Source organism: Xanthomonas sp. 3307, assembly GCF_014199735.1.
GTDB lineage: Bacteria > Pseudomonadota > Gammaproteobacteria > Xanthomonadales > Xanthomonadaceae > Xanthomonas_A > Xanthomonas_A rydalmerensis.
Genome location: NZ_JACHOG010000008.1, coordinates 97,868 through 113,387, shown reverse-complemented (window position 1 = coordinate 113,387; position 15,520 = coordinate 97,868). Strand labels below are relative to the sequence as shown.

The window sequence follows — 15,520 nt, the reverse complement described above, 5'->3', positions numbered from 1 at the left end:
CAACCAACGAGCGCTCCATGCCCAACTCCCGTTTTGCCGTGTTCGGCCATCCCGTCGCCCATTCGCTGTCGCCGCGCATCCACGCCGCCTTCGCCAAGCAGACCGGCATCGCCCTGCAGTACGAGGCCATTGACGTCCAGGCCGATGGCTTCGTCGCGGCGCTGGCCGCCTTCGCCGCGGCCGGTGGCGTCGGCGCCAACGTGACCCTGCCGCTGAAGGAAGCCGCCTTCGCGCTCAGCCTGGTGCACAGCGAACGCGCGCAATCCGCCGGTGCGGTCAACACGCTCAGCTATCGCGACGGCCAGTGGCACGGCGACAACACCGACGGGGCCGGCCTGGTGCGCGACCTGACCGGCCGCAATGGACTGGATCTGCGCGGCCGCCGCGCGCTGCTGCTGGGCGCCGGCGGCGCCGCACGCGGCGTGGCGCCGGCGCTGCTGGAGGCCGGCGTGCAGCAACTGGTGGTGGTCAACCGGGCGCCGGAACGCGCCGATGCGCTGGTCGATGCGCTGGGCGAACCGGCGCGCGCGATCTCGCGCTACTGGGAGGACCTGCGCGAGCTGGGCGATTTCGAACTGATCGTCAATGCCACCACCATCGGCCGCGACCCCACCGCCAGCTTCACCCTGCCGCTGTCGCTGATCAACAGCATGACCCTGGCGGTGGACCTGAACTACGGCGAGGTCGCCATCGCGTTCCTGGCCTGGGCGCGCGCGGCGCGTTGCCGCGACACCGTGGATGGTCTGGGCATGCTGGTGGAACAGGCGGCCGAGAGCTTCGAGACCTGGCACGGCGTGCGTCCGGAGACCGATCCGGTGTACGCCGCGTTGCGCGAGCGCGACGCGGTGCTGGTCAGCGCCGACTGACACCGACGACTGCATCAAGAGGAACGACCGCGTGGACAATGGATTTGCGATGCAACTGCTGACGACCCTGCTGTTCCAGCTGCCGGTCGTGGTGATGTACGTGGTCGGCCTGGCGCTGCTGTTCACGCGGCGTCCTGGCCGGCCACGCACGTTGGCCCTGTGCGGGTTGAGCATCATGCTGCTGGTGATGGTGCTGGGCACGGCGCTGTCGATGTTGCCGATGTTGGCGATGTCGCGCGGCGCCAGCCTTTCCGAGTTCGCCCTGTGGTTGGGGATGCTGCGCGCGGTCCTCGGCCTGATGTTGGCGGTGGGCGTGCTGCTGGTGGTGCTGGCGTTGCGCTTCGCCCTGCCGCCGCGCGTGACGCCGCCGCACTGACCGACGGAACCGGGTTCGAGGGAGGACGTGATGCTGGCGATGGGCGTGCACCCGCTTCTGGACCTGAGCGTGCTGACCGGCGCGCTGGGCCTGCTGGCGCGGCTGTTGCTGCCGCTGATCGCGCTGCTGCTGCTTCCGCGGCTGGCGCCGGGCCACGCCCGAACCCTGGCGCGGTTCGGGCTGACGGTGTTGCTGATGGGCGCGATCCTGCCGCGCCTGTTGAGTGCGGTGCTGGGCTGGGTAGCGCTGATGACACCCCAGTTCCGCAGCACTCATCCGGACGCCTCTGCGCTGGTGCATCTGCTGGACGATGCGCTGTACGTGGTCGGGCTGGGCCTGCTGCTGCGCGCGCTGTGGCTGGCGCTGCCGCGCAAGGCCGCGCCGCCGTCGGCGTAACGCTGCGCGCAACGCCGTTCAGTTCCGGCGTTTCAGTCCTTGCGACGGGACGTGAGAAAATGTCCGGATGACCGATTCCGCTTCGCCGTCGACGCCGCGCGCGTCCGGCCCGTCCCCGCGTCAGCTCACCGAACCGGTCAAGCTGGCCATCCGCGATGCCTATGCCAAGCTGCAGGCCAACACGCCGGGCTTCCGCGTGCGTCGCGCGCAGAGCCAGATGATCGGCGTGGTCTCGCGTGCGCTGGGTACCTCCGGCGGCGTGGGCGTGGCCGAAGCGCCCACCGGCGTCGGCAAGAGCCTGGGCTATCTGACCGCCGGCGTGCCGATCGCGCTGGCCAGCAAGAAGAAGCTGGTGATCAGCACCGGCACGGTGGCGCTGCAGTCGCAGCTGGTCGAGCGCGACATCCCGGCCTTCCTCAAGGCCACCGGGCTGGAGGCCACGGTAGCGCTGGCCAAGGGCCGCACCCGCTACCTGTGCACACGCAACGTCGCCGAACTGCATGGCGAAGCCGCGCAGGACCGCATGTTTGAGGACGAGGCGCCGCTGTACGACCGTCCGCTGAGCCCGGCCGAGGCCGAACAGGCGCGCGCGCTGGCCAAGGCCTATGCCGACAAGACCTGGAACGGCGACCTGGATGCCGCCCCGGAGCCGGTGCCGCCGTCGCTGCGCGCGCGCATCACCACCAATGCCGCCGGCTGCGCGGGGCGCCGCTGCTCGTTCGCGGTGCAGTGCCCGGTGCTGAAGGCGCGCAGCGAGGTGCGCGATGCGCAGATCGTGGTGACCAACCACGCGCTGCTGCTGTCGGCGCTGTCGCTGGGCGACAGCGACAACGGCCAGCCGCTGATCGCGCCGCCGTCGGACATGCTGCTGGTGCTCGACGAGGGCCACCACATCGCCGGCGTCGCCATCGATCAGGGCGCGGCCAATCTGCCGCTGGACGAGATGGCGCGACGCACCGGCCGCCTGCAGGCGCTGGTCGGCGCCGCCTACCGGCTCGCCGACAAGGACCGCATCGGCAACCAGCTGCCCAACGAGGCGGTCGAACTGGCCGCGCAGGTGGCCAAGGGCCTGAAGGCATTCCGCGCCGAGATCGAACGGGTGTGGGTGCCGGAGCCGGGCCAGGACGAACCGATGTGGCGCGCGCCCAACGGCCGCCTGCCCGAGGACTGGAAACCACTGATCGACGCGCAGGCGCAGGACACCGGCGCGCTGCTGAACTGGGTGCAGGCCGCGCACCAGATGGCGGCCAAGTCCAAGCAGGAGGATGCGGCCAAGGAACGCCTGCAGCGCAACCTGGGCATGGCCCTGGAGATGGTCGAGCAGCAGTACGCGCTATGGCTGGGCTGGCGCCGCGAGGACCAGGACGGACAGCCGCCGATGGCGCGCTGGATCACCGCCTCGCGCGATGCCGACCTGATCTGCCATTGCTCGCCGGTGTCGGCCGCGCAGGTGCTGCGTTCGCTGCTGTGGAGCGAGGTGGACGCGGCGGTGCTGACCTCGGCCACGCTCACCGGTGGCGGCGATTTCCAGGCGCTGGCGATCGACAACGGCCTGCCCGCGCACGCCGAGATGGTGTCGCTGTCCTCGCCGTTCGACCTGCCCAACCAGGCCGAGTTGATCGTGCCGGCGTTCCCGGTGGCACCGGACGACCGCGAGGGCCATCCGCGCGAGGTGGCGCGCTACCTGGTGCGCGAGCTGGACTGGGGCAAGGGCTCGATCGTGCTGTTCACCTCGCGCTGGAAGATGCTCAAGGTGGCCGACCTGCTGCCGATCGCGCAGCGCAACCGCGTGCTCGTGCAGGGCGACGGCTCCAAGTCGCAGATGATCGGCGAGCACATGCGCCGCATCGCCGCCGGCGAAGGCTCGGTGCTGTTCGGCCTCAACTCCTTCGGCGAGGGCCTGGACCTGCCGGGCGAGGCCTGCACCACGGTGGTCATCACCCAGGTGCCGTTCGCCGTGCCGACCGATCCGCAGACTGCCACCCTCGGCGAATGGTTCGAGAGCCGCGGCCTCAACGCCTTCAACCTGATCGCGGTGCCGCACGCGTTGCGCACCCTGACCCAGTTCGCCGGCCGCCTGATTCGTACCTCCGACGACCACGGCCGCGTGATCATTCTCGATTCGCGGTTGCTGACCAAGCGCTACGGCAAGCGCATCATCGACGCGCTGCCGCCGTTCAAGCGGGTGATCGGCTAGCGGTTGCACGTGCGATGGCGATGGTCGTGCGCGTGTCGCCGACCGCGCCGATCGTCACGCAGCGTGCGGTGTCGTCGCAACAGGAATTGTCTACCGCACCGACCACGCATGTGCAGCTGCGCGCTTGACGGCGTTTATCCGGCAAGCGATAAACATTCACGCGCTAGGAACGCATGCAGCGCCGCTCAGGGGATGGCAATGGCGGACGGATTCTTCAGGGAAGAAGTGTTTCGAGCGCGCCGCGAGGGCTGGCTCGGCGCCGTGCGCCTGGACGCACCACGCTTCGGTTGGGCTTATTTCTGGGTCAGCGTCGCGCTGCTCGTAATTGTTCTGGTGCTGCTGTGCATCGGCAGTTATACGCGACGAGAAGCGGTCAACGGCACGCTGGTACCCGATCGCGGACTGCTGACCATGACGCCTTCCGCATCCGGACGGGTCGTGCGCACGTTCGCCAAGGAGGGTGCAAAAGTACGTGCGGGACAACCGCTGATCGAGATCTCCGGCGAACAGGACAGCGCATCGCTCGGTGATACGCAGGCATCGGTGATCGCGCAGTTGCGCGTCAAGCGCGAGCGCCTGCGTTCCGACATCGAGGAACAACGCAGCCTGTCGCAAGCACAGGATCGCGACCTGCGCACGCGCATCGAGTTGCTGAAGGGCCAGATCGCCAGTACCGAAGAACAGATCGGTCTGCAGCGGCAACGTGCCGAAAGCGCCATGCGCCTGTACGAACAATGGTCCAGTCCCAGTAATCGCGGGGTGCTGACCAAGGTACAGCTGCTGCAGCAGCAGGATGTGGCGATACAGAATCAGGCGCAGCTCAAGGATCTGCAGAAGCATTCGCTGGAACTGCGTCAGCAGCAATCCCAGTTGCGGACACAGTTGGAGCAGCTTCCGGCAACGCTGATCGGAAAGAACAACGAGATCGACCGGCAACTGGCGGACGTCGCGCAGTCGATCTCCGAGAGCGAGGCCCGCCGCGCGGTGATCCTGCGCGCGCCATCGGACGGGATCGTCGGCAATCTGCTGGTGTATCCGGGGCAGCCGGTCGCCGCGCAGCAGCCATTGATGACATTGTTGCCGCGGGACACGCGTCTGCGCGCCGAGCTGTGGGTGTCTTCGCGGGCGGTCGGGTTCGTCAGCCCGGGCGACCGGGTGGTGCTGCGCTATCAGGCATTCCCGTATCAGAAGTTCGGGCGCCATGCCGGCCGTGTCGCGGAGATTTCGCGCAGTGCGATGAGTTCGGGCGATCTGACCCGGTTGCTGGGCCAGGACATCAAGGAGCAGCGTTACCGGGTGATCGTCGAACTGGGTAGCCAGGATGTCGTGGCGTATGGGCGCAAGGAACCACTGCGTCCCGGAATGGCGTTGGATGCGGACATCCTGCTCGAACGCAGGCACTTGATCGAATGGATGTTCGAGCCGGTCTACGAGCTGGCCTCCGGCATGCGCGACATCCCCTCGAACGAGCGTGGATCATGAGCCGGTCCTGGTCGCCCTGGAGGTCGCCGTTCGCGACGCGGATCGTGCCGATCATGCAGACGGAAGCGGCAGAGTGTGGCCTGGCCTGCCTGGCAATGGTCGCGGGTTTCCACGGCCAGAAGGTCGACCTGCCCAGCTTGCGTCGACGCTTCAGCATCTCGTTGCAGGGCGCGCGTCTCGAACGCCTGATGCAAATCGCGCGCACGATCGGTTTCGACGTCAGACCGATGCGCGCTGAGCTCGACTACCTGGCCGCCGTTGGCGGTCCCTGCGTCCTGCATTGGGATCTGAGCCACTTCGTGGTCCTGGAGCGGGTGACGCGAGGCGTCGCGGTGATCCACGACCCTGCGCGCGGACTGCTGCGGCTGCCGTTGGCGGAGGTGGGCAAGCACTTCACCGGGGTGTTGCTGGAACTGGTGCCCAGCCCGAGCTTCGAGAAGGTGGCGGCGCCGCAGCCGGTGTCCTTGCGCATGTTGACCGGCAGGATCGTTGGGCTGCGTCGCGCGCTCGTGCAGGTCTTCGCGCTGGCGCTGGCGATCGAGATGTTGGTGCTCCTGATGCCATTCCAGATGCAATGGCTGATCGACCATGTCCTGGTCTCTGCAGACATGCCGTTGCTCAAGATTCTGGCGATCGGATTTCTGATCGCAGTGCTGGCGCAGACGTCGCTGATGCTGGCGCGCAGCTGGGTGGTCAGTTGGCTGGGTGCCTCGCTCAACAGCCAATGGATCAACAACCTGTTCGGCCACCTGATGCGGTTGCCGCTGGACTACTTCGAAAAGCGGCATATGGGCGATGTGCTGTCGCGGTTCGGATCGCTGAAGTCGATCCAGACCACGTTGACCGGAAGCTTCGTCGAAGCGGTCCTCAACGGCATGACCGGCATGCTGGCGCTGGTGGTGCTGTTCTTCTACAGCGCCAAGCTCGCCGGCGTGGTGCTGGCCGCATTCGCGTGCTACTTGCTGCTGCGCGTGGCGATGTACCGGGTCCAGTTCGGCATCACGCGTGATCAACTGTTCCATACGGCGCGCCAACAGAGCGAGTTGATGGAGTCGGTCCGTGGCATCCAGGCGATCAAGCTGGCCAACAAGCAGGGCTTGCGTCAGAGCCGGTTGTTCGCGGCGACCGTGCAGGCCGCCAGTCTGGATATGCAGTCGCAGCGCATCGGCCTGGCGTTCACGGCATTGAATGGCGGCGTCTTCGGGATCCAGCGCGTCCTGTTGATCAGTATCGGTGGCTATATGGCGCTGCAGGACGCGTTGTCGGCTGGCATGCTGGTGGCGTTTCTCAGCTACGCGGACTTGTTTACCAGTCGGGCGGGAAGCCTGGTCGACAAGTGCATCGAGTTCCGCATGCTGCGACTGCATGCCGAGCGCATCGCCGATATCGCCATGAGCGATCCCGAGCCGCATGCGCTGGGACACTACAGTGGGCCCGAGCTCGCGCCGGAGATCGAGTTCAAGGGAGTGAGCTTCCGTTACTCCGACGACGACCCGTGGGTGCTGCGCCACTTCGATCTCAAGGTCCGCGCAGGCGAGTCGGTGGCCATCGTCGGACCGAGCGGGTGTGGGAAATCCACCTTGGCCAAGCTTCTGCTGGGTTTGCTTGCGCCAACCGAAGGACAGATCGAAGTGGGCGGCGTGGAGATTCGAAGACTGGGGTTGGAGACCTATCGCGGCATGGTCAGTGCGGTGATGCAAGACGACCAGCTTTTCGCCGGCTCCCTGGCCGACAACATCGCGTTCTTCGACCCTGACGCCAGCCTGCAGCGCATCGTGGCAGCCGCAAAGCTGGCGGCCATTCACGATGACATCGTGCGTATGCCGATGGGATACGAATCGCTGGTGGGCGACATGGGATCGATCCTGTCGGGCGGACAACGGCAGAGAGTGATTCTTGCGCGCGCGCTGTATCGGCAGCCCAAGATCCTGGTGCTGGATGAGGCCACCAGCCATCTGGATCGGCAGCGCGACGAGATCGTCAATGCGCACATCAAGGCGCTGAGCATGACGCGCGTGCTGATCGCGCATCGAGAAGACACCATCGCCTCGGCCGACCGCAAGGTCGTGCTGGGGGCGGAGCGGAATCAAGGCGTGCGACATGGCGCCGAAAGACTTGACGCGTCGCGAAGCGTCGAGAAGCTCGCCGGCATCGTCGCTGGCGAATAACCCTGCTGTCTTTCAAGGAGAGTGTAATGGAAAATGTCGTGAACACGGAAAATTCGCGTCCCGTTGCCCAGCGTTTCGCGCGTGAGATGACCCAGGAGGAAGTCAGTGCGATTTCCTGCGGTGGCGGTCAGGACACTCTGATTATCATCGTCGTCGAGGCCGTGGACACCGAGACGGTCATCATCTTCAGCTGATCGGACGGCGCATGGCGGTGCTGCAGCGCCGCCATGCATCTGGCGAGGATGCACAACGGATGTCCGGACGATGCAGGAAGACGCAAAGAACGTATTGATCGTGGCGCCGCAGCACGATACGCACGCGGCGACCATCGCCGCCATGATCGTTGCGGCAGGACATAAGGTGAATTTCTTCGATAGCGGTGCCTGGCCGACGGGCCTGGCCGGATCGATGCTGTGCGATGCACACGGTGCCCGCTTCGTACGCGACGGGGCGCCGCTCTGCTATGACGCTGCCTGGTGCCGACGGTTGCTGTTCAAGAAGCAGGCGCCGCCGGGTGTGCACGAGCAGGATGTAGGGTTCATTCGTTCCGAGGGAATGCTGTTCGACCTCGGCACGCTGGCCGTCATGGGCAGTGGAGTCGGCGTGCAGCGCTGGATCAATGCGCCGATGCAGGCGTTGATGGCGGACCAGAAGGCGTTGCAGCTGTCCACGGCGGCGTCCAGTAGCCTGCGCGTCCCACGGACGCTGATCAGCCACCGTGCGGAAGACATTCGCCGCTTTCGCAGTCGCGAACCGGACGGCGTTGTCGTCAAGCCGTTCAACGTCGGCGCCTGGTCGGAGAATGCCGGCTACAGCGTGTCGTATGCGACGCGCGTCAGCATCGAAGAGACCTTGGCCGATGGCGACGTGAGCGCGTGCCCGACCAACTATCAGGAGGTGGTGCGCCACCGCGGCGATGTGCGCATCGTCTGCCTTCAGGGCGAGTATGTGGCGGTCAAGATGACGCACGCGCTGGAGGGAGAGATCGATTATCGTGCCGTTCGCCACAAGACGACGATTACGTATGCCGAAGCTGCGCTCCCTGATGAGTTGATCGCCAAGCTCGAACGCCTGCGGCGAACGCTGGGCATCGACTTCTTCTGCGCTGATTTCCTTGTGCCAGCGGATGGAGGGGAGCCGATCTTCATCGAGCTCAATCCCGGCGGCCAGTTCCTCTATCTGGATCAGAGGCTCGCGCAACTGGATATCGCACGTAAGTTCTGTAGCTTGCTGGTGTATGGAGCAACTGCGCGTTATCGAGAATTTCCGAAGCCTGTTGCAGCGGCGCCGTCTGCCCAAGCCCCCGCGCGGGTGTCCACCCCTTCCGAAGCGAATCCCCTATGCGAATGATGATGCGCCTGGCCACCGCGGCCACCCTGCTTGCGATCGCTGGCGGAGGTTTCGCCCGTCCTCAACAGGAGCAATCGATGTCCCATTCCGTTGAGGCCGAACACTTCAACGCCGACTACCGGCAGCAGCTCCTGCAGTTGGCCCAAGCCGACCAGCAGATCCGTGCAGACGCCCTGAAGAAATACACGCCGCAGCAGTTGCAGAGTGACCCCGGCAGCGCACGTGCGCTTGCATTGCAGATTCATGCCTCGCAGCAACAGAATCAGCAGACGCTTTCCGCCTTGATGGCCAAGTACGGCTTTCCTGATACGGCGGTCGCCGGCAGTGACGGCGCACATGCAGGCTTTCTGGTGGCACAGCATGTCGGCGACCGGGCGTTCCGCGATGCGTTCCTGAAAGGCATCGAAGCCGCTGCAGAACAGGGACGCTACAGCAAGGAGGATCTTGCGCTGTTCGTGGATCGCAATCGGGTCCTGAGCGGGCAGCCGCAACTTTACGGCACCCAGCACAAGGCCGATGGCAGTCTGTTCGACGTTGAACAGCCCGAACAACTGCAGCAGCGCCGAGCCGCGATGGGATTGCCGCCGGACGTCGCCGGACACTGAAGCACTCAGTACGTGCGGTTCGGGCACCTGGCTATTCTGCGAGCGTCCGGGCGGCGGCTCGATCGCGGCGGCGCACTGGATCACGAGCTAGGGAGCGGCGCTGAGCTTCTATGGCGGTTCTGTGTTTGCAGATCGGGTGGCCGCGGGCGACAGGGCGCCGAGGCCGGCTGCCAGTGGGCGTCTGAATGGCTATGCCACAGCGCATTGAAGACTTCGCATAAATGAGTGATCTGGTTTGGTCTATAGATGTGATTTCCATCGATAATTCCATGTCGCATAGGCGGCGATCTGTGTTGTCCAGCCCAGATCGGGGACAGGTCGCGCTTACTGGTCTACTATCCCCGCGACAGGGGGAATCATCATGCGAATCGCCAGGCAGTGGGCGTTCGGAGCGGCGTTGTGCGTGCTGACCAGCATCGCCGCGGCGCAGCCGACGGGCACACCGACAGAAGACACCGCAGTGGCGGCGCCGGCCAATCCGGCCTACCGCACGCAACTGCTGCAGTTGATCAGCGACGACGCGCAGGCCCGCGCCGATCTCAAACGGGACTACACCCCGCAGCGGCTGCAGCACGATACCGTCTCACTGCGCGCGTTCGCGCGAGAACTGAGGATGGCGCAGAAGGAAAGCTTCGGGCGCCTGACCGAGTTGATCCGGCGCCAGGGATTTCCCGATGCGCACGCGGTCGGTGCCGATGTGGCGCATGCGGCCTTCCTGATCGCCCAGCGCATCAACGAGCCTGGGTTCCGCGCCGACTTCCAGCGCGGCATCGACGCGGCCGTGCAGCGCGAGGCCTATAGCCGTGCCGATCAGACGCTGTTCGCCGATCGCAGCCGGGCGCTGAGCGCGAAGCGCTAGCCGCCGCCATCGCGGCAAAGCCAGGAAGGGCGGCGACGTTGCACTGGCCCCGTCGCTGGCGCGACGCGCGCGCAACGACGGCCCACTTCGCAGATGCCGCCGCATCGGTCGCGTGCGGAGGTTGTGCGCACGCGCGTTCGGCAATGTCGCTTGCCGCGGTGCTGCGGTGTGGCCCGCAGCCGGCAGACGCCTGTCGCCGATAGACGCCGCAACCTTGTCTCCTGGCGTTGTTCGGCCGCGCGTCTTCCGACGTGTGGCGTCCCGTTGTGTCGCTGCCCGCGCATTCCACCACGCGCTGCTGCCGCAGACGGCCTGGCACGCGTCTACATTTTGCGGCCGATCTGCGCCGGCACGGCCTTCGACTGACGCTGCGCCGGCGCTGCAGCTGCAACGCATTGCGCGCTCCACCAGCGCTCGCGGTCACAGTGCGCGCGCACGATTGGCCGTGTCGATGGCAGTGATTGCAAGGAACGAATGTTCTGCGTGCGGCACTGCCGCCATGCTGCAGCTCCATTCACACGAGCCGACGCCATGCGCCCTGGATCCCTGCTGCTGCTTGTCCTGTTGTCGCCTTCCCTGATCCTGTCGGCCAGCGCCGCGCAGTCCACGCTCACCCGCGACAATGGCGCGCCGGTGGGCGACAACCAGAACTCGCAGACCGCCGGGCCCAACGGTCCGACGCTGCTGCAGGACGTGCAACTGATCCAGAAGCTGCAGCGCTTCGATCGCGAGCGTATCCCCGAGCGTGTGGTGCACGCGCGCGGCACCGGCGTGCATGGCGAGTTCACCGCCACCGCCGACATCTCCGACTTGAGCAAGGCCAAGGTGTTCGCGCCGGGCACCACCACGCCGGTGTTCGTGCGCTTCTCTTCGGTGGTGCACGGCAACCATTCGCCGGAGACGCTGCGCGATCCGCACGGCTTCGCCACCAAGTTCTACACCAGCGAAGGCAACTGGGACCTGGTCGGCAACAACTTCCCGACCTTCTTCATCCGCGATGCGATCAAGTTCCCGGACATGGTGCACGCGTTCAAGCCGGACCCGCGCACCAACCTCGACGACGATGCGCGCCGCTTCGACTTCTTCTCGCACGTGCCCGAGGCAACCCGCACGCTGACCCTGCTGTACTCCAACGAAGGCACGCCGGCCGGCTACCGCTTCATGGACGGCAATGGCGTGCATGCCTACAAGCTGGTCAACGCGCAGGGCCAGGTGCATTACGTGAAGTTCCACTGGAAGAGCCTACAAGGCCTCAAGAATCTGGATCCGCAGCAGGTGGTTGCAGTGCAGGGCAAGGACTACAGCCACCTGACCAATGACCTGGTCGGCGCGATCAAGCGCGGCGACTACCCGAAGTGGGACCTGTACATCCAGGTGCTCGCGCCCGAGGACCTGGCCAAGTTCGACTTCGATCCGCTGGATGCCACCAAGATCTGGCCGGGCGTGCCCGAGCGCAAGATCGGGCAGATGGTGCTGAACAAGAACGTGGACAACTTCTTCCAGGAGACCGAGCAGGTGGCGATGGCGCCTGCCAATCTGGTGCCGGGCATCGAGCCGTCGGAAGACCGCCTGCTGCAGGGGCGCATCTTCTCCTACGCCGACACGCAGCTGTACCGCGTCGGCACCAATGGCCTGAGTCTGCCGGTGAACCGGCCGCGCGTGGCGGTCAACAACGGCAATCAGGACGGCGCGATGAATGCCGGCAGCACCAGTGGCGGCGTGAACTACGAGCCGAGCCGGCTCAGCCCGCGGCCGCAGGATCCGAACGCGCGCTACAGCCAGCTGCCGCTGTCCGGCACCACCCAGCAGGCCAAGATCACACGCGAGCAGAACTTCAAGCAGGCCGGCGAACTGTTTCGCAGCTACAGCAAGAAGGAGCAGCAGGACCTGATCCAGAGCTTCGGCGAATCGCTGGCCGGCACGGACGACGTGAGCAAGCACCTCATGCTCTCGTTCCTGTACAAGGCCGACCCGGCCTACGGCAGCGGCGTGACGCGGGTGGCTAAGGGCGACCTGGCGCGGGTCAAGCAACTGGCCGCGCAGCTGCAGGACTGATCCGTCCCACGCGCGGCCCGGCGGCGCTATCGCGGCGCCGCGCACCTTCTTGCGGAGACCCCCTATGCGTCGTGTTGTCCTCTTTCTTCTCGGCCTCGCCGTGAGCGCCACGGCCGCCGCCGCACCTGCTGCGCCTGCGACCCCCGATCCGGCTGCGGTGCAGGCGCAATTGCGCAGCTACTTCTTCGATGCCGCGCGGCAGGGCCGCCAGGACATGCTGGCCGAGTTCATCCGCGCCCATTACGACCTCGATACCCGCGACGACAAGGGCTACACCGCGCTGATCCTGGCCGCCTATCACGGGCAACAGGCAGCGGTGGAGCAGTTGCTGCGCGCCGGTGCCGACCCCTGCGCGCAGGACAAGCGCGGCAACACCGCGCTGATGGGCGCGATCTTCAAGGGCGAGCTGAGCATCGCCAAGCGGCTGATGCAGGCCGATTGCGCGCCGGACCAGCGCAACAACGCCGGGCAGACCGCGGCGATGTATGCGGCGCTGTTCCAGCGCACCGAGGTGCTGAAGGACCTCGCCGCCAAGGGCGCCGACCTGCAGGCCCGGGACGCGCAAGGCAACGACGTGGCCCGGCTGCAGCGCGGCGAGTTCGCGACCGCACCGGCGCGCTGAGCGGTCCCGCCCCGCTTCCGGGGCGGGTGCCGGGTCGGGCAATCGCACGGCGCGTGGATCGCAGGCCCCGGATCGGCGAAAATGCCCGGGTGGCCGGTTCCTCCGGCCCGCCGCGGCCCGTGCGTCGCCGTTTCCGCTTCGGCGGGCGGTGGCACATCAGGGCCGCGTGCTGCCCTGTCGGCATCGTGCCGGCGCTCTGCCGCGGCTCGCCGTCGCCCATCCCGGATCTGTCTTGAACGCCACTGCCCCCGTTTCTCCCGACGACCTGCCCCAGGCCGAGCGCCTGCGCATCGCCCTGGACCTGCTCGAGACCATCGCTGCCGACCGGCGCGTGCTCGATACCCTGCCGGAGCCCGAGCGGGTGCGCCTGCTGCAGGTGGTCGCCCAGGTCTTCAACCCCGAACCCAAGGCGCGGCGCAAGCTGCTCAAGGACCAGGCGCGCGAGCGCCACCAGGAGAAGGTGCGCAAGGCCGAGGAACTGCTGGCGCAGACCGGCATCCGTGCGCTGCGGCGCAAGCCGGTGTTCAGCACGCCCAACTATTTCCCGCCGCACATGCCGGCCGCGTTGGCGCATGCGCAAACCGTGGCCGAGACGCCCGCGACGCATTCGCCCGAATTGCGCCACTGTTACGTGTGCAAGCAGAAGTACACCGAGCTGCACCACTTCTACGACCAGATGTGCCCGCCCTGCGCCGAGTTGAACTACTTCAAGCGCACCGAGACGGCGGACCTGCGCGGGCGTGTGGCGCTGCTCACCGGCGGCCGGGTCAAGATCGGCTATCAGGCCGGGCTCAAGCTGCTGCGCGCCGGCGCCGAACTGATCGTGACCACGCGCTTCCCGCGCGACTCGGCCGCGCGCTACGCGGAGGAGCCGGATTTCGCCGAGTGGGGCCACCGCCTGCAGGTGTACGGGCTGGATCTGCGCCACACGCCCAGCGTCGAGGCGTTCTGCAGCGAACTGCTGGCGACCCGCACGCGCCTGGATTTCATCGTCAACAACGCCTGCCAGACCGTGCGCCGGCCGCCGCAGTTCTACGCGCACATGCTGGCCGGCGAGACTGCCGCGCTGCACGACCTGCCCGAGCACGTGCGCCGGCTGGTGGGCCAGTACGAAGGGCTACGCGGCCCCGACCTGCTGCCGGCCGGGGGGAACACGCTGCCGGCCGGTGCGGGCCAGGGGCGCGGCGGCGCCGACGGCCTGCTGCGCGCCGCGGAGCTGTCGCAGGTGCCGTTGCTGGCCGACGATCTGCTCGCCCAGCAGCACCTGTTCCCGGAAGGGCGGCTGGACCAGGACCTGCAGCAGGTGGACCTGCGCGGACGCAACTCCTGGCGCCTGCTGCTGGACGAAGTGTCCTCGGTGGAGCTGCTGGAGACGCAATTGGTCAACGCGGTCGCGCCGTTCGTGCTCAACGCGCGGCTCAAGCCGCTGATGCTGCGCACGCCCGAGCGCGACAAGCACATCGTCAACGTGTCGGCGATGGAAGGGCAGTTCTACCGCAACTTCAAGACCACCCGGCATCCGCACACCAACATGGCCAAGGCCGCGTTGAACATGATGACCCGCACCTCGGCGGCGGATTACCAGAACGACGGCATCCACATGAACAGCGTGGATACCGGCTGGGTCACCGACGAGGATCCGGCCGAGATCGCTGCGCGCAAGGTGGAGGAAGAGCGCTTCCATCCGCCGCTGGACATCGTCGACGGCGCCGCGCGCATCGTCGATCCGATCATCCACGGCTTCAACACCGGCGAGCACGTGTGGGGCCAGTTCCTCAAGGACTACGCGCCGACCGACTGGTGAGGCGGCGCCGCTCGACCGGAGCGGTGCGCGCGATGTGCATCCGCTCCGCGCTCGGGGACTAGCCGCGGTCGCGTCCTGCGGTCGTCGCGGTGACGGCGGCGGCGGCCTTCTCGCGGCCCCGGCACTGAACAGCGAAGAACACGCGCGTTCGCCGCCTGCCGCCGCACGCCGCGTGTCCCTGCGTCGCGGCGCCGGACCCGCCCTTACTAGCCCAGGCTTTGCAACTCGCCGCGCGGGCCGGCTGATGTCAGATACAGGTGGCCGATGCTGATCGGCAGGCGAAAGCGGCGCGGTCCGGCGCTGCCGGGATTGAGGTAGAGCACGCCGTCGCGGGTCTGCAGCGACGGCATGTGCGAGTGGCCGCTGATCACCACGTCCACGCCGTCGGCGACGTGTCCCAGCGTCTTCAGGTCGTGGCGCACGTGCAGGCGCACGCCGTCGATGTCCAGGTCCAGGGTCTCGGGTAGCGCCTGCGCCCACGGCGCGGTATCGATGTTGCCGCGGATCGCGTGCAGTGGCGCCAGTTCCCGCAGCGCTTCCAGCACGGCGGGCTTGCCGACGTCGCCGGCATGCACGATCGCGGCGCAGCCGCGCAAGGCCGCCAGCGCCTCGGGACGCAGCAGGCCATGGGTGTCGGCGATCACGCCGAGATGCAGCGGTCGAACGGGACGCATCGGTGGCGCTTCCTGGTGCGTGACCAGCGTCCAGCCTACGCAGTCGGACGTGGTGGCGCCGTCGCG

14 protein-coding genes are annotated in these 15,520 nt (G+C 67.0%); 13 read left to right on the top strand and 1 reads right to left on the bottom strand.

All coding sequences use genetic code 11. The features are described from left to right. Positions 1-17 precede the first annotated feature (17 nt). From aroE to GGR64_RS17350, 13 genes are all read left to right on the top strand, one after another. Positions 18-866: a shikimate dehydrogenase gene (gene aroE / locus GGR64_RS17410; RefSeq protein WP_184647384.1), complete on the top strand. Its 849-nt coding sequence runs from the start codon at positions 18-20 to the stop codon at positions 864-866. Positions 867-915: 49 nt separating this feature from the next. Further along, positions 916-1,242, top strand: a complete 327-nt coding sequence (locus tag GGR64_RS17405) for a hypothetical protein (protein ID WP_184647382.1) — start codon at positions 916-918, stop codon at positions 1,240-1,242. Between the two features lie 30 nt (positions 1,243-1,272). Beyond that, a complete protein-coding gene (locus GGR64_RS17400) occupies positions 1,273-1,638 on the top strand; it encodes a hypothetical protein (RefSeq protein ID WP_160964459.1) in 366 nt (121 codons plus the stop codon). Positions 1,639-1,705: 67 nt separating this feature from the next. Further along, positions 1,706-3,835: an ATP-dependent DNA helicase DinG gene (gene dinG / locus GGR64_RS17395; protein ID WP_184647380.1), complete on the top strand. Its 2,130-nt coding sequence runs from the start codon at positions 1,706-1,708 to the stop codon at positions 3,833-3,835. A gap of 198 nt (positions 3,836-4,033) precedes the next feature. After that, complete coding sequence (locus GGR64_RS17390; protein WP_160964457.1) at positions 4,034-5,317, top strand: HlyD family efflux transporter periplasmic adaptor subunit; 1,284 nt, start codon at positions 4,034-4,036, stop codon at positions 5,315-5,317. Then, positions 5,314-7,485: a peptidase domain-containing ABC transporter gene (locus GGR64_RS17385; RefSeq protein ID WP_184647378.1), complete on the top strand. Its 2,172-nt coding sequence runs from the start codon at positions 5,314-5,316 to the stop codon at positions 7,483-7,485. The genes GGR64_RS17390 and GGR64_RS17385 overlap by 4 nt, the downstream gene beginning before the upstream one ends. Positions 7,486-7,511: 26 nt before the next feature. Further along, complete coding sequence (locus GGR64_RS17380; protein ID WP_167087915.1) at positions 7,512-7,679, top strand: hypothetical protein; 168 nt, start codon at positions 7,512-7,514, stop codon at positions 7,677-7,679. A 70-nt stretch (positions 7,680-7,749) separates the two neighbouring features. Then, positions 7,750-8,835, top strand: coding sequence for a hypothetical protein (locus GGR64_RS17375; protein WP_184647376.1), 1,086 nt, complete (start codon positions 7,750-7,752; stop codon positions 8,833-8,835). 77 nt (positions 8,836-8,912) lie between these two features. Beyond that, entirely contained in the window at positions 8,913-9,440 is a 528-nt protein-coding gene (locus GGR64_RS17370; protein WP_260303194.1) for a DUF6624 domain-containing protein, read from the top strand. 361 nt (positions 9,441-9,801) lie between these two features. Further along, on the top strand, positions 9,802-10,299 hold the full coding sequence (locus GGR64_RS17365) for a hypothetical protein (protein WP_237475203.1): 498 nt from the start codon (positions 9,802-9,804) through the stop codon (positions 10,297-10,299). A 531-nt stretch (positions 10,300-10,830) separates the two neighbouring features. Beyond that, positions 10,831-12,354 carry a catalase KatB gene (katB, locus tag GGR64_RS17360; protein ID WP_184647372.1) on the top strand — a complete coding sequence of 508 codons (1,524 nt, stop codon included), beginning with the start codon at positions 10,831-10,833 and terminating at the stop codon, positions 12,352-12,354. Between the two features lie 64 nt (positions 12,355-12,418). Then, on the top strand, positions 12,419-12,976 hold the full coding sequence (locus GGR64_RS17355) for an ankyrin repeat domain-containing protein (RefSeq protein ID WP_184449973.1): 558 nt from the start codon (positions 12,419-12,421) through the stop codon (positions 12,974-12,976). Between the two features lie 232 nt (positions 12,977-13,208). Next, positions 13,209-14,780, top strand: coding sequence for an SDR family oxidoreductase (locus GGR64_RS17350; protein ID WP_160964451.1), 1,572 nt, complete (start codon positions 13,209-13,211; stop codon positions 14,778-14,780). 206 nt (positions 14,781-14,986) lie between these two features. On the opposite strand, the gene GGR64_RS17345 is transcribed toward GGR64_RS17350, so the two are convergent. Next, complete coding sequence (locus tag GGR64_RS17345) at positions 14,987-15,454, bottom strand: metallophosphoesterase family protein (protein ID WP_184647370.1); 468 nt, start codon at positions 15,452-15,454, stop codon at positions 14,987-14,989. Positions 15,455-15,520: the final 66 nt, after the last annotated feature.

What these genes read in the sequence shown, in the direction of transcription:
- katB (WP_184647372.1), top strand. Translation starts at nt 10,831, where the DNA reads ATGCGCCCTGGATCCCTGCTGCTGCTTGTCCTGTTGTCGCCTTCCCTG.
- GGR64_RS17355 (WP_184449973.1), top strand. Translation starts at nt 12,419, where the DNA reads ATGCGTCGTGTTGTCCTCTTTCTTCTCGGCCTCGCCGTGAGCGCCACG.
- aroE (WP_184647384.1), top strand. Translation starts at nt 18, where the DNA reads ATGCCCAACTCCCGTTTTGCCGTGTTCGGCCATCCCGTCGCCCATTCG.
- GGR64_RS17375 (WP_184647376.1), top strand. Translation starts at nt 7,750, where the DNA reads ATGCAGGAAGACGCAAAGAACGTATTGATCGTGGCGCCGCAGCACGAT.
- GGR64_RS17365 (WP_237475203.1), top strand. Translation starts at nt 9,802, where the DNA reads ATGCGAATCGCCAGGCAGTGGGCGTTCGGAGCGGCGTTGTGCGTGCTG.
- GGR64_RS17370 (WP_260303194.1), top strand. Translation starts at nt 8,913, where the DNA reads ATGTCCCATTCCGTTGAGGCCGAACACTTCAACGCCGACTACCGGCAG.
- GGR64_RS17385 (WP_184647378.1), top strand. Translation starts at nt 5,314, where the DNA reads ATGAGCCGGTCCTGGTCGCCCTGGAGGTCGCCGTTCGCGACGCGGATC.
- GGR64_RS17400 (WP_160964459.1), top strand. Translation starts at nt 1,273, where the DNA reads ATGCTGGCGATGGGCGTGCACCCGCTTCTGGACCTGAGCGTGCTGACC.
- GGR64_RS17345 (WP_184647370.1), bottom strand. Translation starts at nt 15,454, where the DNA reads ATGCGTCCCGTTCGACCGCTGCATCTCGGCGTGATCGCCGACACCCAT.
- GGR64_RS17380 (WP_167087915.1), top strand. Translation starts at nt 7,512, where the DNA reads ATGGAAAATGTCGTGAACACGGAAAATTCGCGTCCCGTTGCCCAGCGT.
- GGR64_RS17390 (WP_160964457.1), top strand. Translation starts at nt 4,034, where the DNA reads ATGGCGGACGGATTCTTCAGGGAAGAAGTGTTTCGAGCGCGCCGCGAG.
- GGR64_RS17405 (WP_184647382.1), top strand. Translation starts at nt 916, where the DNA reads ATGCAACTGCTGACGACCCTGCTGTTCCAGCTGCCGGTCGTGGTGATG.
- dinG (WP_184647380.1), top strand. Translation starts at nt 1,706, where the DNA reads ATGACCGATTCCGCTTCGCCGTCGACGCCGCGCGCGTCCGGCCCGTCC.